This window comes from Candidatus Lariskella endosymbiont of Epinotia ramella (genome assembly GCF_964019805.1).
In the GTDB taxonomy this organism is placed as follows: Bacteria; Pseudomonadota; Alphaproteobacteria; order Rickettsiales; family Midichloriaceae; genus Lariskella.
The window spans coordinates 844,089-865,967 of sequence record NZ_OZ026472.1 but is presented as its reverse complement, the minus strand read 5'-3'; the positions used below and the strand labels follow the sequence as shown (position 1 = coordinate 865,967).

The window sequence follows — 21,879 nt, the reverse complement described above, 5'->3', positions numbered from 1 at the left end:
ACATATATATGTTATTACTTTTTTCGAAAATCTTCGCTGTATGAGGATGCTATTTTCCTTTGGGTGTAACGCATATCTATGTATATACGCAAACTACAACTTAATTTACCATATATAAAAACTATTCTAAAGCCAAGGTTCTGGAATTTGTTGTAATACGAGGGAATCTTATATTCTCTATTGGCATAAATTTTTGACTGATAGGCTATTGAGTACGCGCGCCAAAAGTCTCAGAAGAGCCATGAAATAGGCCCATGAGTGTCAAAATAGCCCTTTAAATCCGTAAGAAAATATTATAATAAACACAAAAACCTTATGGCTTTTGTGAAAGCAGTGTTTGCTTAAGGCGCAGGACCAAAGCCTGAGCTACTTTTTACATATTTCACTTCTCCACAAAAATTGATTTGCGCAAGCAAATAAGTGTTTGGCAGATAGTCTATCTGGCTAATCACCTGAATTTAAACATATAACAATTAAATGCCACAAAGTGATAAGAGAGGATGCATGCTTAAAACACAGCATTTTGCACGCCTTACAGACATTTTTCCCATTCTGCCATAAAAAATCACAATAAATTGACGCAGATACCATCAGCTGAGTAACAAAACATACAATATGAAGTTGTGCTAAGGAATTTCAAAAGCTAAAATGCATACTTTTAGCGGATGGATTCTCTAGTACACGCACCAAAAGTCTTGGAAGAGGCATAAAATAATGTTTAGAGTATCAAAATAGTGTTTTTAATCCGTAAGAAAATGTTATAATATCCCAAAAAACTTACGGATTTGTATTATATGCCATCAGAAGAAGTGCAAATTAATAATACTCAAAGTAGAATATTTGAGGAGAGATTATCTAATAGTTTGAATCCCAAACACAAGTTATATAAATTAAGATCGATAGTTGATTGGTGTGGTCTTGATGAGCGAATTTTTGGTAAAGTTTCTGTGAAACGATATGGTAGAAGCCGTAAAGACCGTCGTGTTATGCTTGGTTTGTTTATGTTGCAAGCCATTTCAAGTGCCTCTGATTGTTATACTGAGGAGGAGCTTCAGGAAAATTCCTATTGGCAGTATTTTTGTGGATATGACTATTTCAAAAATGACATAATTGTATCTGAAAGTTGCATAAGAAGATTTCGTCAAGCTTTAGGAGAATCTGGGTGTCGTGAGATATTAAAGGAGCTTGTCAGAATAGGCTGTAAGATTGGCACAGTTAAAAAAAAGATTTGGCAGCCGTGATTATTGATACGACAGTTCAGCCAAAGCATATAAAACATCCACATGATTGTCATCTAATGGAAAAGGCGCGTTTTCAGATAGTTGAGCTTTGCAAGGATCAAGGTATATCGCTAAATGATACATATGCAAAGTACTACAAGCGTGGAATAATGAAGGTTTGGAAATATCGTGATGATAGCAAGTCCAAAAAGCGGATTAATCAGATGAAGAAGCTGAAAAGCAGGCTTGGCCGTCTAATAAGATTTTGCCATCGTGGTATTGCAAAACTGTCATTGACTATTTCACCAGAAGCCGCAGCAATTCTAGAAAAAGCTAATATGATCTATAATCAATCTGTACTTTGCAAACGTGCCAAAGAGGATTACAAAAAAGAAAATAAGGTACTATATAGTTTCCATGAACCTGCTGTTGAGTGCATAGGCAAAGGCAAATTGCACAAACCATACGAATTCGGCAACAAGGTTGGTATAGCGGTGAGTGGCAGAGGTAATTTCATAGTTGGAATAAAGTCATTTCATGGAAATCCATACGATGGACATACACTATCTGAGATGGTTGATGAGGTGAAAAAGGTTGCAGAAGATCCCAAAAAGATATTTGTGGACCTTGGTTACCGAGGTAATAATTTAAAGTCCAAAAGCAAAGTATATACGCCATATACCAAGAAAAGCCTTAGTTTTGCTGATAAAAAGATGATGAAGCGAAGAAGTGCAATTGAGCCTATAATCGGACATTTGAAGCATTTTGGTCGTCTTGGACGTAATTATCTGCGAGGTATAATAGGAGATATAATAAATCCATTCATATCAGCCATAGGCATGAATCTGAAGGCGATAGAGCGCACCTTATCTGGCTAATCACCTGAATTTAAACATATCAAAATCAAATGCTACAAAGTGGCAATAGAGGACGCATGCTTAAAACGCAGCATTTTGAACGCCTTACAGACATTTTTCCCGTTCTGCCATAAAAAATCACAATAAATTGACACAGGTACCATTACATGAGCAGCAAAACACACAATATAAAGTTGTAACAAGGCATTTCAAAAGCTAAAATCCATACTTTTGGCGGATGGACTCTCTAGGCTTTCTGAAGTTAAGAATTTTTCTTGGTGTATTATTGAGTGTTTTGCGTGCGAAATGCAGTATTTTTTAGTGTAGATCCAAGTTTCCTTGCATATTTTGCGATAGATTTTTTCTGGTATATCTTGGTATTCATCTTAATTAACACTATCAGTAAGCAAAATAATAAAATGCCAAGAAACATGCTAAATATAGGATATAGCATACTTGCATGAATACTAGGTCCAGACGCTCTAATGATACTGCTTGGCTGATGCAGTGTGCTCCATAGATTCACAGAAAATTTGATAATTGGTATGTTAACAGCGCCTATGATAGCAAATATTGCACCTATGCTTGCTGATCTTGCTTCATCGTTAAAAAAATCTCTAATCGCGAAGTATCCAGCTAATATGAAAAATAGTATTAGCATGGATGTAAGCCTTGCATCCCAAACCCACCATGTGCCCCAGGCAGGCTTTCCCCATATCGCTCCAGTTAAAATTGCAATACTTGTCATACAAATGCACACATACGCAATAGAGGTCGCAGCCATATCAAATAAAGGTGAGTCTTTTATCAAATATAGTAAAGAAAAAACAGAAAATATAAAGTAGAGAAATAACGAGAGCCAAGCGCTTGGTACATGTATATACATTATTTTTACTAAACTGCCTTGCAGCTCATCGTCTGGTACAAGATTAAATATGCAGTATAGAGATATAGAAAGCAACAAAACGCTCATAAAAAGAAGCGCCATAGATAAAAATAGAAAATTTTTTGGATAAAAAATCTTACTGATTATATTCATCAAATGGCGCCTCTATATCAATTAGGATTTATGTCTACTTTCATAAATTCTAATACTATCTTTTGATTCTTTATTACCACCTATAAAGACTTTAATGTGTACTAAAACTCTACTTGCATCTACCCCGACAGAAGCTAAATGCTTTTTAATTGCAACAGCATTATCTAGTGCTTTCTTAAATTTCTCAGTACTGATTTCTTCATCAGCAGCATTAGCGAAAGCAAATATTTTTATATGTAGATTCTTATCTTTTAACATCAGCTTTTCAAGATCTTTCAACTCTGAGTTAACATCTATCGCTTGATTATCACTGTACTGAAACACATAGGATGCTTTATCTTTATAGTTATGTTTATCACAGCAGCCCGAAAGTTTAGCAGCATTAGAAATGTTTGACAGCATTAGAAACGAAATTATAACTGATATAAAATAGACAGAAAATTTCCTTATTTTGTTTATCATAATAGTTTATACCATAATATATAGATGGACACATATACGGGTATTGTACACATATTTGCACAATTATCAATAAAATATACAATTTCTTTTGCTAATATACACCTACAATTGATACGCTCAAAAAAGTTCAGAGCGCTTATCATAATCACTTGCACCAATGCTAATATTTGAATGCTAATCCTTATTATTGATCGCTATAAGCTATAAATTATAATAAAGACAATATGATATGTTAAAATCGCATATATACTTTAGCTTGATTTGTAAAAATTAAGCTCTCAGGCAATTGTAAATCTGTATATGACAAGTAGAGATGCTTTTTGTATTTATTTAACGTGAATTGCCAATTATTTTGTAGTCCATCCGCCAAAAATTTATATACGCAAACAAATCAATTTTTGTGGAGAAGTTAAATGTGCAAAAATTAACCCAGGATTCTGCCATATGCTAATTTTCTGATATATAATTTGCCATATACCTAGCAAATATTACTTAACAAAATCCATAAGGTTTTTGGCAATTTTGCCACTTTTTCTGCTGGACTTTCTATGCATCATAATTATTTGCAGGCCAACATAAATCCTCTAGCTTCTTAGAATTATGACGCAGGCGACTAGTTAGGCACTGCTCACCAAAGTCACATGCGCAGACCTTTTTGGCTTGAGTTTTAAAGTATTACTTCGTTAATTATCTTCGCAAATATATATATAATATTTAATTCAGAAATGAACTGGTACTCTAAAAAATCATGCTCTTCAAATCCTCGCACCATCCACTTACTTAAGTATAGTGCCTATTTATTCTATAGCGTTGGTGGTTCGCATACAACTACTGCATTATGAGTTCAGTATCATCATTCCTGTAATGTGTACTTGTGGTTCTTTGCGATATTTGTAGCAATGTTTTTTTAGAGCGAATAAACGAATGTAAAGATGCTGTTAGCATAAAAAATAAAACTAAAACCCATACAGCATAAGCAAGGTATACATATAACATTAGTAGACTTTTATCATTATATAGCTGTTTCACTTTAATAATTCAATAATGAAAGGTAGTATAAACTATGCTCAAGCGCAACCTAAAAATCTTTGAGATAAAATTTTTGAGTGGTTAAGTGATTATATTTGCTAATCTATATGTTATTTCAGTGTACAATAACATAATTAGCAGTCTCTTGTTGTGTTGCAATCAAAGAAATTGTGAACCAATTCTCACACAAGCACTTTGTTCTCAGTGGTCATTGGGGAAAAATCTGACATATACTTTTAGTTATTAGTCTATCCCGCCAAAAATGTATTTGCTATGCAAATCAATTTTTGTGGAGAAGTTAAATGTGCAAAAATTAGCACAGGACTTAGCACTGCGCTAATTTTGGGATATATTAATTGAGCCTATGCTGCAAATGCTACTTTCACAAAATCCGTAAAGTTTTTGCGTTTATTATAACATTTTTTTACGGATTTAAAGCGCTATTTTGACACTCATGGGCCTATTTCATGCCTCTTCTGAGGCTTTTTGGCGCGCGCATTAGTTATTAATCTAAAGATCGGGTTATATAAAAATATCAACCCTTCATTTATCAGAGTGTCACTCTACTTGAGTTTTTTTGTATCAACTGCCTTGCCATATGCTACAATCTTCCCATATCCATACACTTGATAAATAATTCCATTATTAACAATGATAGGTATGCTGATTCCATCTTGAGTGGATAGTGCCGCTGCAACATTCTGTGACATTTCTCCATTAACCGAGTCAAATGCAAATGTTTTGCCAGCAGAGTGTGTAATTATTATTTCTCCATTTATCATGGTTGGAGCTAACCAATCAAAATCCTTACTATCCCTAGGTTTATATACTTTCTTTAAGTTTTGCATCCACTTTATCTTGCCGTCTTGTTTAAAGATAGCAATCAATACATCGTTTTGATCTAGTACATACAAAAAATCTCCACATATATAGATCTGGCGTTTCACTGAAATTCTCTTATCCCAGAGTAGCTTTTTAGATGCAAGATCAAAGCATCCAAGCATTCCTTCACCTGTACTAAAGAATAATAAATCTCCTTCCAATACCATATTGGTTTGTATTGCTTGAAGGTTTTGACCAGCATGCATAAGTGATGTGAAAATACTAATAGTAGTAGGAATCACAAAAACTTCGTTGCCGTCACGCAGGTCTATTGCAGAAATTCCTTCGTTTGTTTTTTGAATCAACGCATAGCCATTATATATCAAGGGGCGAACAACTCCAATGACTGATATTTTATCATCAAAAGACGAGTGAAGCCAAATTACCTCGCCACTACTTTTATCAAGAGCATATAATCCATTATCAACAGTTTGTATAAGCACTCTCTGCCCATCCAGCACAGGAGTTGCTCTGGTTGGACTCATCAAATCAACAGACCATATTACATTCCCGTTTTCAATATTGACAGCTTTCACAGCGTTCGAACCAAGTGTAACATAAAGTATTCCACCATGTTCTGTAATGCCACCATTAAAAAAATCTGGAGAAGGAAACAGTATACCTTTGCTACGTTTTTTTAGGATAAGTTTAGTAGACCATAGCATTTTCTGGCTTTTTAAATCAAAAGCCTGTAGAACGCCATGCGCATCCATAAAGATTAGTTTGTTTTCGACAAATAGCGGTGGGTTTACAACATGTAAGTTTTTACTTCCGTTAAATTGAAACGTGCGTTTTATGTTATGGGCAGAAAGATCTAAAGTGCAATTGCAAGGAGATTTTGTGTAGCTAAAAGTTTGTTTAGATAGGAGCGGGTCTGGTGCATAGTTTACGAGGCTACTATCAACTGGTATCTTTTCTCCATCAATTTTTAATTTTTTTGGACCTAATACTTCGCATCCAGTTAGCAGAGAAAGGAAACAAGAAAATAACAATAAACAACATGATAACTTTGAACAATATCTCATAAAACTCAACACTTTCAACTTAATATAATACGTTATATAGCATATAGATCTGGAGTAACAGTAACAATAAGAATATGCAAAAAATTATAAGAACAAATCAACTTTTTGTATACCTTGGATCTTAAATGGAGCGAATATTGCTAAGTGGCCAATATTTTTTAAGTAAAACATATAATAACCTTGCTTTTAAATGTTTTGTATATTGAGATTGCAATATATAAACAGTATATAAGTATAGTTTAGCAACTTTTATATTATCTTAGCTCTATTTTTCAAAAAATTGCTAAAAACATCTTAATAAGTTTTGAGCTGTATTATGTATCTTAAAAACAAAAGTCATTTTAGCAAGGCAACTTTATAAAATGTGTTTCTGAATTTTGCATAATCTGCCCGTCAAAAATCGATTTGCTGCGCAAATAAATTTTTACGGAAAGCTCAATGTACAAAAATTAGCCTAAAGAAGCGGCTCTGTGCTAATTTTCAGATATATAATTTACAAATACTACTTAACAAAATCCATAAGGTTTTTGCCACTTTTTCTGCTGGACTTTCGGTGTATCATAATTACTTGCAGGCCAAGATAAATCCTCTAGCTTCTTAGAGTTATGACGCAAGCAACTACATAGCAACATAATTTAATAAGTAAAAAATTTTAAGATGCTAATTAATTACTCGTCATATTTTTCAAAATTAGTGTTACCAAAATTCTTTATGTATTTTGTATACACCATCATTCTTCTTAGGACACTTATGAAGGAAGTGCCTAGCTCTTTTTGAAGTCTAATAAATACCAGCTCTTCATTTACCTGCGATATATGCAAAGATACTAAAAAAAACTTCAAACAAAAATATACAAAATACGCATTGTTAAACGCCCATAATCTCAGCAGATTTTTGTTTTATTGCTTCATCAACATGCTTAATATAGCGGTCTGTAATTTTTTGTACTAAATCACTTTGACTTTTTAACTCATCTTCTGATATTTCCTTATCTTTTTCATTTTTCTTCAACACGTCAAGTGTATCACGTCTTATATTGCGTATAGCTATCTTAGCATTTTCACCATATTCAGCAGCTTTTTTCGTTAACTCACGTCTGCGTTCCTCTGTTAAATCTGGCACAGGGACTCTGATTAACTGCCCATCTGATGTAGGATTTAAACCAAGGCCAGAAGACATTATAGCTTTTTCAATATTTTTCACTTGTGATTTATCCCAAACTTGTACTGTTATAAGCCTAGATTCAGGCACTGAGATAGTACTAAGCTGATTGATTGGCATAAAATCACCGTATACTTCAACTTTAATTGGATCTAAAAGTGAAGCAGAAGCACGACCAGTACGCAAGCCGTTTAGTACATGCTTAAGATTTGAAACTGCTCCTTCCATACGTTTTTCAATTTCTGCAATAATAAAATTATCATTCTCCATCCATTAATACCCGTGAATAATTGAATATTTACCATTCTGATCTAAAACCTTAACTATTTCACCAGGAGAGTGAATATCGAACACAAGAATTGGCATTTTATTGTCCATAGCGAGAGTTATAGCAGTAGTGTCCATAACGCCAAGGTCATTCAGTATAACATCTTTATATGTTAGAGTTTGATGTTTCACAGCATTTTTATCTAATTTTGGGTCTGCTGAATAAACACCATCAACATTTGTTCCTTTTAATATAGCATCGCAATTCATCTCTGTTGCTCGAAGTACTGCTGCTGTGTCAGTTGTGAAAAACGGGTTTCCGGTTCCAGCTGCAAATATAACAACTCTGTTTTTCTCCATATGTCTGATAGCTCGACGTCTTATATATGGTTCTGCGACTGTCATCATAGGAATCGCTGATTGCACTCTAGTAAAAACACCAAGATTTTCCAGTTTACTTTGGAGTGCTATAGCATTAATGACAGTTGCAAGCATGCCCATATAATCAGCACTTGCACGCTCTATCCCAATTGCAGCAGCAGTTGCGCCTCTGCAGATATTACCTCCTCCTATTACTACACAAATTTGATAGCCAAGCGATTGCACTTTCTTTACATCTTCACAAATTTGGGAAATAATATCGATATCATGCACATAACGTTGTTCGTTCATTAGCGCTTCGCCTGATATCTTAATTAATATTCTGTTATACTTTCTCTCCATGAGCTGATCATCATAAAATTCTTTTTCAGAGAAGTATTAAATTATACTTCGTTATTTTTCAACTAGATTTATTCTATGCAATGGCGCTTTTTAGTATTTAGCATGTTTGTAATTCAAATTTTTTAAGTTCAATTTTAAAAAGTTTTAGCTGTAATTCTACATGTAAAGTCATTGTATAGGTCTTGTTACTTAATTTTTCCATATTACTTTGTTAATTTCGGTGCAAATATGTGAAAATATCAGGCGCAGAAATTAACTTATAATCTATAATAAATAAGTTTGTTGTATAGCAATTATATTAAATAATGTTTGTTATTTTATCTCTGAAATCTTGCCACTCTATTTCTAATAGAATCAAAACTTACATCATTTAGTAATGCACCATTTTCAAAGACAACCTTTAACATATTCTCTCTTGTTCCTAAATCTTCTAGTTTTATGGTTTCTACCGTTCCATCTTGATTTGTAACTAGCGCAAATCTTCCAGCTTTAGAACGTTTGTCAGGATCAAATTTAGGGTTTTTATACATATCATGCCAGATGCCAGAATTATATATAGCAGAAGCTTTCATTGCAAAACTCATAGTATCTCTATCAACTTTTTGAAGTAAAGCTGAGCCCATACCGAATGCAACATTCTCTGCGCTTTGTTGCATGGACTTCATGGCAATTAGTATATTCTCTATAGAACCAATAGAAATTCCGTCTCCTTGGATTACTCTAATATAACTAGGCAATACTTTATATCCTTTACTATTTATTGTATAGCCAAACTTTGACATCAGTATTTCTATTGCCTCTGGTACACCTTGTACTGGGTTTCCGCTATCTAGACGAATTATCACTTTCCCACCAAAATTTTCTATTTCTTGCTTTAATTGTTCACCCCCATAATTTATCTAGCGCTTCCAAAATGTTATATGAATCTGAGACAATAGCAATTACATTGTCTTTGGAGAATTGATTTAACATATTTCTATATGCCTCTAATTCGTCTTCCACTCCCCACGCTGTTATAGTAGAATGATCTGCCGCTGGAATAGAATATCCTGCCATTTCTGCGTCATAGTACCTGCGAGCAGCGACAATGCCTGCAATAGTATCAGAACCACGAAAATTCACTAGATGTGCCATGCTACCTAGCGCTGCGCTATCAAGCGAAGTTGCACTTCTTGCTCCAAAATCATGCAACTTAAAATCAATATCTTCAGTATTTTCTGATGTTTCCACTAAAAACTTTTTTATAATGCTTTTACAGTGAAAGGAGAGAGTTGCAACTGTAGTAGGATACCAAACACCTCTTAACAGAGCAGTTTCTACATAACAAGTAAGCCATAGACATTTTGGATCTGTGTTTACAACTTGTAATAATACATTAGACCTCTTGCATAACCTCATTCTGAGCTAGAAATTTTTTGCAAAACGTCGCAACAATGATCTCCGTGAGTATTTTTATGTATTGGTGACAATAAAATCATAGTTTTGAACAGGTTATGCAAGAGGTCTATTATTAACTGGCAATACTTCGCCTTCAGCGACGGCTTCAATTTTAAGTGGCAAAAATCCACCGTGTTTATTATATATATGTAACCATCCTTGTTTATTAAACGGCAAGCCATGTAGCTTGAAAAAATCTTCAGCTTCTTCTATATCTTTCATAGAAATGGGCTTGGTTAGATATTCTTTTAAGAAAGCCTGCAAGCCAAAAAACATTAGCTTTTTAAATGCTCCGCCTCTTGCTTCTATATATGCAGAGATATATTCTGCATTTTTAGGATATTGAAGATAATGAGAAGCTTTATAAGAATCTATGTTAAGTATAAGGTTAGCTGGCATCATAGCGGCAAATTCGAATGTTTCTTACGATATTTTTGAACCTTCTTGTTTTCAAGCAACATTAGAGCCTTACAGATTCGCCAGCGTGTATTGTAAGGTCTTATTATATCATCTATATATCCTCTAGATGCTGCCAGGAAAGGCGAAGCAAATTTTTTCTGATATTCAATAGCTAATGCTTCTTTCTGCTTTTCAGAGATTTTATCTCCTCGATATAATATAGCAGTTGCTCCCTTAGCGCCCATTACCGCTATTTCTGTATTTCCCCAAGCGTAGTTAATATCACCACCAAGGTGTTTGGAACCCATTACGATATAAGCGCCACCATAAGCTTTCCTTATCACAATGGTTACTTTTGGTACAGTGGCTTCAGCATACGCATACAGCAATTTAGCACCGTGCTTTATTATTCCTCCGTGTTCTTGAGTGAGGCCTGGCATAAATCCAGGAACATCCACTAGAGTAACAATTGGTATATCGAATGCATCACAAAAACGTATAAACCTTGCTGCTTTTACAGAAGCATCTATGTCAAGACAGCCTGCAAGATTAAGCGGCTGGTTTGCAACAATGCCTGCTGTTCTACCGTCAAATCTTCCAAAGCCTACGATAATATTTTTTGCAAAATCTGGCTTGATCTCAAAGAAATCTCCTTCATCTACAATCTTCTCTATCAGATGTCTCATGTCATAAGGCATGCTTGGGTTATCAGGCACTAGCGTATCTAGAGACATTTCAATTCTGTCTATAGGATCAAGAGTATGACGCACAACAGAAGAGGATGTACTGGAAAGCGGCAGAAAATCGACAAGTCTTCTAACTTGCTGCAAACATTCTATGTCATTCTCAAATACAGCATCACATACACCATTTTTAGTGCTATGTACCCTAGATCCACCCAACTTGTCGTGGGAGATTTCTTCATGTGTTACAGTCTTTACCACATCAGGTCCCGTCACATACATATAAGATGTTCCTTCAACCATGAAAGTAAAATCTGTTAGGGCAGGGGAATATACAGCACCGCCAGCACAGGGGCCCATGATTACTGATATTTGTGGAACCATTCCAGATGCATCAACATTGTTCTGAAAGATCATTCCATAGCCAGCAAGCGCATCAACACCTTCCTGTATTCTTGCTCCACCGGAATCATTGATTCCTATAATAGGAGCGCCAACTTGCATTGCAATTTCTTGAATTTGAGCTATTTTTCTTGCATGTACTTCGCCCAGTGAGCCTCCCATAACTGTGAAATCTTGGCTATAAACGAATACAGGCCTCCCATTTATGGTCCCTTGACCTACTATAACACCATCCCCAAGGATTACATTTTCTTCCATTCCAAAGTTATTGCATCTATGTTCTGCAAAGCTACCAAATTCTTCAAATGAATCTGGATCTAATAGTACCTCAAGTCGTTCTCTTGCGGTAAGCTTACCGCTTTCGTGTTGCTTATCAATCCTATGCTGTCCGCCGCCAAGCCTGCCTATCTTACGCTTTTGCTCTAACAGCTGGTTATTATTTAAAATTTTCTGTTCCATCTTTTCAGCTATGGTGTTGCTTAAGGTAAACAAATACTAAATAAGAAATTTGTTGGTGAAGAGGTGTACTCGTCATACTTTATTTATCAGAGATATATGCAAATCCTACCTGTTTTTCTAAAATAGCATTTACAAAAATAGAACGCATACAACGAGTCTTGTAGAATATCAACTAACGATTTGCAAGAGTTTTATATTGAGGAGTGTAATTTAAACGCATTGCTTCCAGTATTTCTGCTTCTTCTTTATCAGATGATTGAATGCCGAGTATAGGAGCTATCAGCTTTATGATTTCACTTGCTGCTGGTGCTGCAACTGCTCCGCCAGTAGCACGCCATGAATTATAAGCGCATGGTTTTGGAGCATCAACCATGACAAGTACCATATATTCAGGTTTATGTATTGGAAATGCTCCAGTAAATAGCGCTATATTCAGCTTTTTGTTATATCTGCCGCCACTATTTTTTTCAGCAGTGCCTGTTTTTCCGCCAACTGAGTAGCCTTTAACATATGCATTTTTAGCGGACCCATGCTCTACAGATAGTTTTAGAATCTTTCTCATTAATTCTGATGTTTCAGCTTTTATCACTCTTTTGCTGATGATTTTAGTATTCTCAGCATGCTTGATTACAGTAGGCTGATATAAAATGCCGTTATTTACAATCGCAGATATTGCTTGCATTAAATGTATTGGTGTTACAGCAATACCATGTCCATAGCTAATAGTTGTAGCGCTAACTTCTCCCCACTTGTTATCTCTTGGATATATTGGTTTCCCTATTTCTGGAACATCAAAGTTAATTTCAGAAGTCAAGCCAAGATTTTGTATATATTGTTTATGTTGCTTAATGCCAATAAGTTTGGCTATCTGCGCGACGCCAAGGTTTGACGAATACATTATAATTTCTGGAACTGAAAGCGTGCCTCCTTTTCCTCTATAATCATTAATTTGAAATTTACCAATTTTTATTGGATGTGATACATCAAATGCGTCATTTACTGATATTTTTCCTGTATCAAGCCCCATAGCAACAGTAAAAAGCTTAAACGGAGATCCCATTTCATAAACACCGAGAGTTGCTTGATTAAATAGGTGATCACGTTTTACACTGGATAATTTATGAGGATTAAAATCTGGGAGACTGACTATGCCAACTATTTCGCCGTTGTTAACATTCATAACAGCTGCGACTCCACCATCTGCAGAATTGGCTGATATTGTATCTTTCAATACTTTATACAGTGCATGTTGCACTCTAGCGTCTAGTGAAAGCTGCATAGGCTCTTTTTTCTCTGTAATTAATCTCTCTTGATAAGATTTTTCTATTCCAGCTATGCCAATTCCATCAACATCTACATATCCAAGTATATGAGAAAACAAATTTTCATATGTATAAACACGCCTGCTATCCTTGCTCAAATATATCCCAGGTATTCCAAGGTTATGCACTTTTTGTTGTTCAGAGGGGGTTAGATGTCGCTTTAACCATATAAATTCTTTGCCACTATTAAATTTATTATATAAATCACGATAATTTAAGCCTATATCAAGACTTGCTATTTGCTTTGCTGCTTTGTTTGCATCTATTAGTTGTTTTGGGTGAGCGTGTAATGAAGCAGTTGATATATTTGAAGCAAGTATCTCGCCATTTCTATCCAAAATATCTGCTCTAGAAGTGGTGAAGTCTGCATATGTTTTATTATATATACTATCGACTTCCTCTATGTTCATGAAAGTCAGATCCATCATACGTAGCACTATAACTAAGAAGGCAAATGTGAAGATTGCAAAGATACAATATAACCTTGGAATACTAACATCTAGTTTCTTTTCTGTTTCATAATCCTGTAATAAGTTTTTTTGTTGTAGAATGCTGTGTGCAGCGCGTTCTACAGAATTTAGGTTTGTACTATCTCCTTCATCGAAATTTTTGACTAATCGACTTTTTATAATATTTTTGCAGCGCTGATATATTACAAAAATCATAATTTATTGTTTACTTTAATGATCTTATTTGTTCTGGAGAAATCAACTTTAGCTTTAAATGCTTATCAACTAAAGCTTGGATTGATCTAGGTTTAGACAAGTAAGCAAGCTCTGCTTTTAGCATGTGAATAGCTTCATGTTTTTGTTGAATACTAGATTCTATTAATTGAAGGCGAGTTGCTAATTTCTGAACTTCATACTTCACTATAAATAGTGTCATTATGCATAAAATGATTAATAACACGCAAATTGCTGAATAATATCTAATAATCGTCATGTAATCCTCGAGATAGCTCTTAGTTTTGCGGATCTGGATCTGGGATTTCTTCTTATTTCCTCAAACGAAGGAATAAGAGGCTTTTTATACATGTTAATAAAACATTCAGCTCCAGATTCTTCTAAACTATTCGTTTTATATTTGTTAATTTTTATTTTTTTTCTGCAGATTGTGTTAAAATAATTCTTTACTATTTCATCTTCCAGTGAGTGGAAAGTAACTACAACAATAGTTCCATGCAAATCTAAAAGTTTCACTGCACCCTCAAGCCCTAACTTCAGATTATTTAACTCGTTATTTACTTCTATACGTATAGCTTGAAAAGTCTGAGTTGCTGGATGTATTTTGCCAAAATTTCTTCCTTTGATGCTTGTAACTATCCTTGCTAGCTGTTCAGTTGTTTCGATAACTCCAAGTTTTCTAGCGTTTATAATAGCTGCAGCTATCCTTTTTGCAGCGCGTTCTTCTCCATAAGTGGAAATTATTTGCTCTAATTGAAATTGCGAATATGTGTTTACAACATCAAATGCGCTTAATGTTTGCTCTTGATCCATTCTCATATCTAACTTACTGCTTTGCATGAAAGAAAACCCACGTTCTGCGATATCTAATTGCATAGATGAAACGCCTATATCAAAAATCACACCATTTACTTTGAAAACTTTGCGATCATATAACAGGTCGGTAATATTCACAAAATTTCCATGAATAAAATTAAAATTTTTTTGTAAATTTTGGTCAATATTTTTAAGATATTGTGAAGATGAGCGATCTCTATCTATACCATAAACTTTGCAATTTGCTTTTTTTAATATTCTGCTGGTATAACCACCTGCACCAAAAGTTGCATCAATATATGTGCCACCATCTACAACATTAATGGTGTTTAATACCTCACTCAGCATAACTGGATTATGTTCTTGAAATTCTTGATTATGTAAATTCATCAACTATCCAAAATTTATATTGTTTCATCATCATTGCTTTTGTTAACTCTGCAATTTAGCTTGAAATCCTTATTTTAAGTTGGTCTATACAAAACTATGTTGTGGGAAACAAAATTTTTCGTAGTTCATCGCTCAATAAGTAAATCTCACAGAAGATGCTGTATTACTTAGGAAGCACTCGCTCCTTTGAGAGCTATTTGATTATCTTTTGCGATGTTTCTAGAATAATTGTAATAGGTATCAAATTTTTCTTGTTGCCAAATTTCAAATGTTTTTCCTTTTCCAACGAACAGCAAGTCTTTTGTAATGCCTGCAAATTCCAGAAGTCTCTCAGAGAGAGAAATGCGTCCTTTGTTGTCTATGCAAAGCGGTTGACATGCCGCAAGTATCGCTGTTGCCATGATATCCCTTTGTTGCGAAAAAGTTTCCATAGAATCTATTGATCGTTCTAAAAATAAAATACGTTCTGTAGTGCAAACTTCTATGCATTCGTTCACAAACGATGGATAAGCATAGACAAAAGGTTCTCCTCCTAAAGCCTCAAGTATATTGCGGAAAGCCACAGGAACTGAAGCTCTGCCTTTATCATCAAGCTTGCTGCTATAAGTCGACAAAAATATCAAAGGAGAACGCGACATTAGCTGTAAGTACAATAAATTTCGTTTAAGCTCTGCCGGCAAAGTCACTTGCACAGGCCTTTTTGGCCTAATTTCCCATATGACTTCGTTAATTTCCCTGCAAATATGTAAAGGTATTCGACGCAGAAATTAACTTGTACTCTAAAAAATTCTTACACAAGTACTTGGTTAGCAGAGTCTAAAGAAGTGTTCAAAGGTATCTAACTTTTTAAGAATAGAGCAGTAGTTAAAAACCAACTTTTATATAGCTTAGTATCCCACTGTAAGAATATGGTTGAGCTAGGTTTACAAGTGGGAATACTAAGTGCCTTAAGACAATAATAATATAATTGTAAGCTTATGAATAGCATTTTTTGGGATAATGTGGGATAATATAGGAAGAAGTGGGATGCTTGGTCGCAAATAAACACATGTCATGCGGCATAATACTTAGGAATTCCAAAAATAATTATTTCTGATGGAAGTTATAATTTTAATCGCAAATCTATTGATAAAAGATGTGCTGCTATTATTACTAGCTCTTTTCGAGGTATATGCATAATCAAATGCAAACTCTTCGCTTGTCTGTGGTATATTTGATGCAGAAATTGGCTTATGCTATAAAAAATATTGTTAAAATCCCAAGACCAGCACTTTGCCAGTAGTACCATAGAAAAATTAAGTGGTATATTAAATAATTTTTACTGCAGATGCCATATTGCCAATAAAAAGGAATTCTTTATTGATTAGAGGTATATTATTGTGCCTGATAGATAAATATACTTCTAAAATATGCTTTTTGTTGATATAGTGCGATATGTTTTGGATTTGCTGCTATTTTTAAAAATTAAGATGAAACAAAGCGAAGAATTTATGAAAAATTATAGTAGAGTTATCGGTGGTATAGGTATAGTAGCTGGAACGACAATAGGAGCAAGCATGATAGCGCTGCCGATCGCATCATCAAGGCTAGGATTTTGTAGTAGTGTTGTTTTAATGCTCTGCGTATGGTTGTTAATGTTTTTTTCTGCATTAGTTATCATGAAGCTGGCGCTGCATTTCGATGAAACACATAGCATAGTAGGTATTGCAGATAAGGTGCTTGGAAAGCCAGCAAAAATTATAACTTTTGCGTCAATGGTGCTGCTATTTTATTCGTTACTTGCTGCATATGTTGCTGGCGCTTCTGATATATTAACAAATCGTTTTTTTGATGGGTCACATGTGGCTAAAAATGTTGTATCAGTTGCTGTCGTATTGATTTTAGGGTTCTTGGTGTACAGATCAACGAAGCTCATGGATTATGGCAATAGAGTTATGATGTTTTTAAAAGCTTTTTGTTTTGTGGCAATGCTTATGATGACGGCGCCATATATTAGTGCGCACTACCTATTGCAAGGTGGAGTTAGGAGCTTGATAAATACTACTGACATTTCGTTATATGCGATCGCGATTCCTATTTTTTTTACATCGTTTGGCTTTCATGGCAGCATTATAACGATAGTGAAATATCTCAAAAGAGATAAAAATGCAATTTTTACCTCAATTTCACTTGGTAGTTTTATCCCTGTGCTTATTTATATAGCATGGCTTGTAGTAACAATAGGTGTACTGCCAAATTATGGAACATATAGCTTCGAAAATGTCATTTTATCAGGTGGCAATGTAGGAGTTTTTATAGCACAGCTTGGATCATATATAAATATGCAAATATTCGAAGAGTTTATTAGTTACTTTGCTATGTTTGCAATATTGACATCTTTTTTAGGAGTTGCAGCAGGCTTTTTCGATGTATTTTTAGAGATGATGAGTAAAAAAAATGCAATATTTTGCACACTAATTCCCCCTCTTTTTGTCAGTATAATCATTCCGCAGGCTTTTATGACTGCGCTTGCTTTTGCTTCAATAGCTCTTTGCATTATAGCTATAATCATTCCATCCATTGCTATGATTAAGCTAGAACAGAAAAAAGATAAGCCACTCTATATGTTATCGTTATATTTCTCTTTATTTTTTGGAATTTCGATAATAGCAATTGCTATTATCGATTTTATATTTATTTTATAGCATTCTTGAAAATGAAATTATTTATAATGTTTTATAAGAATTATCTATCATTTTGGCCCTTTTTTGCATTTCTTTCTTTAGTTATTCCGCTTATTTTTGCTGGTTGTAGTAGCAGTTATAAGAAATCTGAGCAAAGAGAGATTACATTAAAACCAGTAAGTTGGAAAGAGATGCAACAGTGGAATCATGATGATCATATGCACGCATTTAGAGCATTTATGAAATCATGCGAAGTGCTCAATAAGCGAGATCCTGGAAATTCTATTAGCAAGTTTACAGAACTTGGAGGAAAAGTGAGGTATTGGCAAGAGATTTGTCGTAGTAATGATGCTAAAAGTGTAAAAAACTCTAAGCAAGCGCAAGCATTTTTTGAAAAGTGGTTCAATCCATATAAGGTGCTAAAAGCAAATGGAAGTGATAATGGTACGTTAACCGGGTATTGTGAAATTCAACTAAATGGAAGTAGAAAGAAAACAAGGCGGTATAAATACCCAATATATAAAGTGCCATCCAATATATCAAAGTTGCGTGGTAAGAATAACTTTACAAGAGCTAGTATAGAAAATGGCGCTCTTTCAAAACAGAAACTTGAAATAGTTTGGGTGGATGATCCGGCAAGGCTATTCTTTTTACATATACAAGGATCTGGTACTATTAATCTACCTGATGGCAGCAAAATTAAGGTGAAGTATGCTGATCAAAATGGTTGGCCTTATGTCCCAATTACTTCATATTTAAGAGAATATGGAGCGAAGAATGTATATTCTACAGAAGATGTTATGAAGTGGCTTAAGAATAACCCTAGAGCTGCTGAGAAAATTATGAACAAAAATCCATCATATGTCTTTTTTGAAGAATTAAATGGTCCTGGTCCGATTGGTGGTCATGGTGTAGTGCTAACTCCACAGCGCTCTATTGCAGTAGATTATAAGATATATCCATATGGAGTTCCAATTTGGATAGAAACAGAATTGGTACGATCTGAAAATAATTTACAATTAAGTTGTTCAAAACAGTATGATTTGTCACCTTTTGAAATTTATGAGGCTGCGTATAAGCCTGCAAAGCCTGTAAAGAGCTTGACTTATAAAAGTGAAAGATATCATAAATTATTTGTTGCGCAAGATACAGGCGGTGCAATTAAAGGGCCTATACGCGGTGATATATTTTTTGGAGGAGATAAAGGCGCAGAAAAGCTCGCTTCTGGTATGAAAAAACAGGGTAGATTTTATATATTGCTGCCGAAAAGTGTAATCCCTAGACAAAGATATGTAGCTAGGTAGTTATTCTTTAGATATAAAGCGGGTCTTTATCAAAGATTGTGTAAATTATAGTAGAGCCTATATTTGGAATTAATAAAGAATATAGGTAATTAGAATGAAGACAGAAAAGAATAAGAAAATAAATGAAGCGATAGACTTACTGATAGAAGGAGGAGCGGATTTAAAGACAGTACTGAAGCAGGATGGATTGATTAAGGAATTAACGAAGAGTATTTTGGAGAGAGCCTTGCAGGCAGAGATGTCTGAACATTTAGGTTATAACAAATATGATAGGTCTGAAACTGAGAATTGCAGGAATGGCAATTATAATAAGCATTTGATTACTGAGAATGGTAGTATCGAGTTAAATATTCCGCGAGATAGAGAAGGTAAATTTGCACCTGTAATTGTATCCAAGAATCAAACAAGAATAGATGGTTTAGATCAAAAGATAATATCTCTGTATGCCAAGGGGATGAGTTTGTCTGATATCAAGATTCAATTACATGAATTATATGGTGCAGAAGTTAGTGAGAGTTTAATTAGTAGGGTTACAGATGATATAATTGATGAGGTTAGAATTTGGCAGAGTAGACCTCTTGAACCATTATATCCTATAGTATATTTTGATTGTTTAATAGTTAAGGTAAGGCAAGATAAACAGATAATTAATAAATCAGTATATGTTGCGCTGGGTATAGATTTACAGGGCCGGAAAGATATTTTAGGATTATGGATAAGTGAGAATGAAGGATCTAAATTCTGGCTTAGTAATTTTACTGAATTGAAGAATCGAGGATTAAAAGATATATTAATTGCCTGTAGTGATAACCTGACTGGTATGTCTGAAGCTATATGCGCAAGTTATCCCAAAACTGAGCATCAGCTTTGTATAGTACATCAAATTAGAAATAGCCTGAAGTATGTATCATATAAAGACAGAAAATTATTGGCATCAGATTTAAAGCTTATTTATAGCTCTGCTACTGAAGATGAAGCGCATCTTGCCCTAGAATCTTTTGATAAGAAATGGAGTAAACGATATCCACATATAGCAAAATCCTGGTATAATAATTGGGAGAATCTTGTAATATTTCTGCAATATCCAGAGAGTATCCGTAAGATAATTTACACTACAAATGCTATAGAATCGCTGAATAGTCAGTTGAGAAAAGTTACAAGAAATAAGCGTGTTTTCCCAAATGATGATTCGGTATTCAAGGTTTTATACCTAACGATTGATTATATTACCAAAAAATGGACCATGCCTATCTCTAACTGGAATGAAGCTATGGCTCATTTTATAATCAAATTTGATGGGAGATTTTAATGGCTCTAAAAAATTTACACAATCAATGAGAAAGACCCTATAAAGCGGTTTTTAGCGCTATTGCGCTACCTGCAACGTTACTTTCGCATATTCCTTTGGCTTGATTTTCAAGTATTACTTCGTTAATTTCTTCGCAAAAATATATCTATAATAAATTGAGAGTTGGTATTTAACTTGCATACATACGCAGTTAGACTTCAAAAAGAGCTGGGATGGGACTTAAGGTTGGGCATTTTGTTTATAATCAATACATAACGAGCGCTCTTTTAGGTGCTAATTTTGAAAAGTATGACGAGTATATTATATAATAGACCTCTTGCATAACCTATTTAAAGCTCAAAGTTATAGATACCAGCAAGTAAATTAAACCTTAAACCGAATCGTTTTCTTCTGTTCCTATAACGATCAGCGATAATTTTAAATCGTTTGATCATGCCTATGACGTTTTCATTTAAAACACGTTCACTAGACAATTGACGATTTTTCTTTTTATCTTTCCTGCTTAGTGGTCGCTTTTTTGTCTTTTTCTTTGGTAACTCTGAATTATAATGCAACTTATCAATGCCTTGATAACCAGTATCTGTAAGAACTTTAATCTCAGGGTGGATGTGAACTCCGGATTCTTTAAATAACCTGAAATCATGACGCTTGCCATTAGAAAAATTAGTGCAAATGATTTCTTTTTTCCTTTTATCCACAATAAGCTGAGTTTTTAGAGTATGTCGCCTCTTTTTTCCCGAATAAAAGTGCTTCTGTTTTTTTTAGGTCGTTCTATCGGTGTTTCAGTAGCATCAATTAACACAAGTTCGTATTCAGAATCGCTTTTTAGTAATGCTTTACGTCCAGGTAGTGAAAATCGTTTATCTTTAATTAGAGTATCTTCAATCCAACGTATATTACGATAACAGGCACTTTCACTTATTCCATAACTGCGGGAAATATGAAAATATGTCCTGTATTCACGCAAGTACTCAAGCGTCATGAGTAATCGATCTTCTAAAGCCAATTTATTGGGTTTTCCACCTTGAGACTTTAAAATAGCTTCAGCTTCTTTTAATATACTTAGTATAACTTCAAACGTTCCTCGTTTAATGCCAGTAAGCCTGCGAAACTCTTCTGCGTATTCATCTTTGATGTTTTCAAACTTCATGTTATCCTTGATAAAATCAAGGATTTTAATCAATTTATATGGTTATGCAAGAGGTCTAATATTTGACTGCGAAATTAACTGGTTCTCTAAAAAATCATGCCATTAAAATCCTCAAAGCGTGCACTGATGAAGATAATGCCATAGATAAAAGTTTTGAGGAAAGTTAAAATATATATCTTACATAAGATCCCTTGAAT

General features: G+C 34.3%; 20 protein-coding genes. 5 read left to right on the top strand and 15 right to left on the bottom strand.

Features of this window, described 5'->3' with window-relative positions; translation table 11 throughout:
- Positions 1-794 precede the first annotated feature (794 nt).
- Both AACL20_RS03740 and AACL20_RS03735 read left to right on the top strand, forming a co-directional pair.
- The gene (locus AACL20_RS03740; RefSeq protein ID WP_339051717.1) at positions 795-1,241 is read left to right on the top strand and encodes a transposase; all 447 of its coding nucleotides are present in this window, start codon (positions 795-797) and stop codon (positions 1,239-1,241) included.
- Between the two features lie 56 nt (positions 1,242-1,297).
- Positions 1,298-2,098, top strand: coding sequence for a transposase (locus AACL20_RS03735; protein WP_339051716.1), 801 nt, complete (start codon positions 1,298-1,300; stop codon positions 2,096-2,098).
- 262 nt (positions 2,099-2,360) lie between these two features.
- Here AACL20_RS03735 and ccmC read toward each other — a convergent pair whose 3' ends face one another.
- The 14 genes from ccmC to AACL20_RS03665 form a co-directional block, all read right to left on the bottom strand.
- Entirely contained in the window at positions 2,361-3,116 is a 756-nt protein-coding gene (gene ccmC, locus AACL20_RS03730; protein WP_339051715.1) for a heme ABC transporter permease CcmC, read from the bottom strand.
- A gap of 21 nt (positions 3,117-3,137) precedes the next feature.
- Entirely contained in the window at positions 3,138-3,440 is a 303-nt protein-coding gene (locus AACL20_RS03725) for a hypothetical protein (protein WP_339051714.1), read from the bottom strand.
- A 1,730-nt stretch (positions 3,441-5,170) separates the two neighbouring features.
- Positions 5,171-6,514: a PQQ-binding-like beta-propeller repeat protein gene (locus tag AACL20_RS03720; RefSeq protein ID WP_339051713.1), complete on the bottom strand. Its 1,344-nt coding sequence runs from the start codon at positions 6,512-6,514 to the stop codon at positions 5,171-5,173.
- 506 nt (positions 6,515-7,020) lie between these two features.
- Positions 7,021-7,146 (bottom strand): hypothetical protein, encoded by a 126-nt coding sequence (locus tag AACL20_RS03715; RefSeq protein WP_339051712.1) that lies wholly within the window; start codon positions 7,144-7,146, stop codon positions 7,021-7,023.
- A gap of 235 nt (positions 7,147-7,381) precedes the next feature.
- The gene (gene frr, locus AACL20_RS03710) at positions 7,382-7,945 is read right to left on the bottom strand and encodes a ribosome recycling factor (RefSeq protein WP_339051711.1); all 564 of its coding nucleotides are present in this window, start codon (positions 7,943-7,945) and stop codon (positions 7,382-7,384) included.
- A 3-nt stretch (positions 7,946-7,948) separates the two neighbouring features.
- On the bottom strand, positions 7,949-8,665 hold the full coding sequence (gene pyrH / locus AACL20_RS03705) for a UMP kinase (RefSeq protein WP_339051710.1): 717 nt from the start codon (positions 8,663-8,665) through the stop codon (positions 7,949-7,951).
- Positions 8,666-8,982: 317 nt separating this feature from the next.
- Complete coding sequence (locus tag AACL20_RS03700) at positions 8,983-9,510, bottom strand: hypothetical protein (RefSeq protein WP_339051709.1); 528 nt, start codon at positions 9,508-9,510, stop codon at positions 8,983-8,985.
- Positions 9,511-9,547: 37 nt separating this feature from the next.
- On the bottom strand, positions 9,548-10,063 hold the full coding sequence (locus AACL20_RS03695) for a hypothetical protein (RefSeq protein WP_339051708.1): 516 nt from the start codon (positions 10,061-10,063) through the stop codon (positions 9,548-9,550).
- Positions 10,064-10,156: 93 nt separating this feature from the next.
- Positions 10,157-10,504 (bottom strand): nicotinamide phosphoribosyltransferase domain-containing protein, encoded by a 348-nt coding sequence (locus AACL20_RS03690; protein ID WP_339051707.1) that lies wholly within the window; start codon positions 10,502-10,504, stop codon positions 10,157-10,159.
- A complete protein-coding gene (locus AACL20_RS03685; RefSeq protein ID WP_339051706.1) occupies positions 10,501-12,045 on the bottom strand; it encodes an acyl-CoA carboxylase subunit beta in 1,545 nt (514 codons plus the stop codon). The genes AACL20_RS03690 and AACL20_RS03685 overlap by 4 nt, the downstream gene beginning before the upstream one ends.
- A gap of 172 nt (positions 12,046-12,217) precedes the next feature.
- The gene (locus AACL20_RS03680) at positions 12,218-14,032 is read right to left on the bottom strand and encodes a penicillin-binding protein 2 (protein WP_339051705.1); all 1,815 of its coding nucleotides are present in this window, start codon (positions 14,030-14,032) and stop codon (positions 12,218-12,220) included.
- A gap of 10 nt (positions 14,033-14,042) precedes the next feature.
- On the bottom strand, positions 14,043-14,252 hold the full coding sequence (locus AACL20_RS03675; protein ID WP_339051704.1) for a hypothetical protein: 210 nt from the start codon (positions 14,250-14,252) through the stop codon (positions 14,043-14,045).
- Positions 14,253-14,305: 53 nt separating this feature from the next.
- Positions 14,306-15,256: a 16S rRNA (cytosine(1402)-N(4))-methyltransferase RsmH gene (gene rsmH / locus AACL20_RS03670; RefSeq protein WP_339051703.1), complete on the bottom strand. Its 951-nt coding sequence runs from the start codon at positions 15,254-15,256 to the stop codon at positions 14,306-14,308.
- A gap of 167 nt (positions 15,257-15,423) precedes the next feature.
- Entirely contained in the window at positions 15,424-15,894 is a 471-nt protein-coding gene (locus tag AACL20_RS03665) for a cell division/cell wall cluster transcriptional repressor MraZ (RefSeq protein ID WP_339051702.1), read from the bottom strand.
- Positions 15,895-16,725: 831 nt separating this feature from the next.
- On the opposite strand from AACL20_RS03665, the gene AACL20_RS03660 reads away from it, so the two are divergent.
- From AACL20_RS03660 to AACL20_RS03650, 3 genes are all read left to right on the top strand, one after another.
- Positions 16,726-17,940, top strand: coding sequence for an amino acid permease (locus AACL20_RS03660; protein ID WP_339051701.1), 1,215 nt, complete (start codon positions 16,726-16,728; stop codon positions 17,938-17,940).
- Positions 17,941-17,951: 11 nt separating this feature from the next.
- Positions 17,952-19,223: a murein transglycosylase A gene (locus AACL20_RS03655; protein ID WP_339051700.1), complete on the top strand. Its 1,272-nt coding sequence runs from the start codon at positions 17,952-17,954 to the stop codon at positions 19,221-19,223.
- A gap of 94 nt (positions 19,224-19,317) precedes the next feature.
- On the top strand, positions 19,318-20,532 hold the full coding sequence (locus tag AACL20_RS03650) for an IS256 family transposase (protein ID WP_339051699.1): 1,215 nt from the start codon (positions 19,318-19,320) through the stop codon (positions 20,530-20,532).
- Between the two features lie 329 nt (positions 20,533-20,861).
- Here the strand turns inward: AACL20_RS03650 and AACL20_RS03645 are convergent.
- Positions 20,862-21,682, bottom strand: a protein-coding gene (locus tag AACL20_RS03645) for an IS5 family transposase (protein ID WP_339051669.1) whose coding sequence is annotated in 2 segments (ribosomal slippage) — positions 20,862-21,295 and positions 21,295-21,682 — 822 coding nt in all. Because the reading frame shifts where the segments join, the coding sequence is not laid out codon by codon here.
- Between the last annotated feature and the right edge of the window lie 197 nt (positions 21,683-21,879).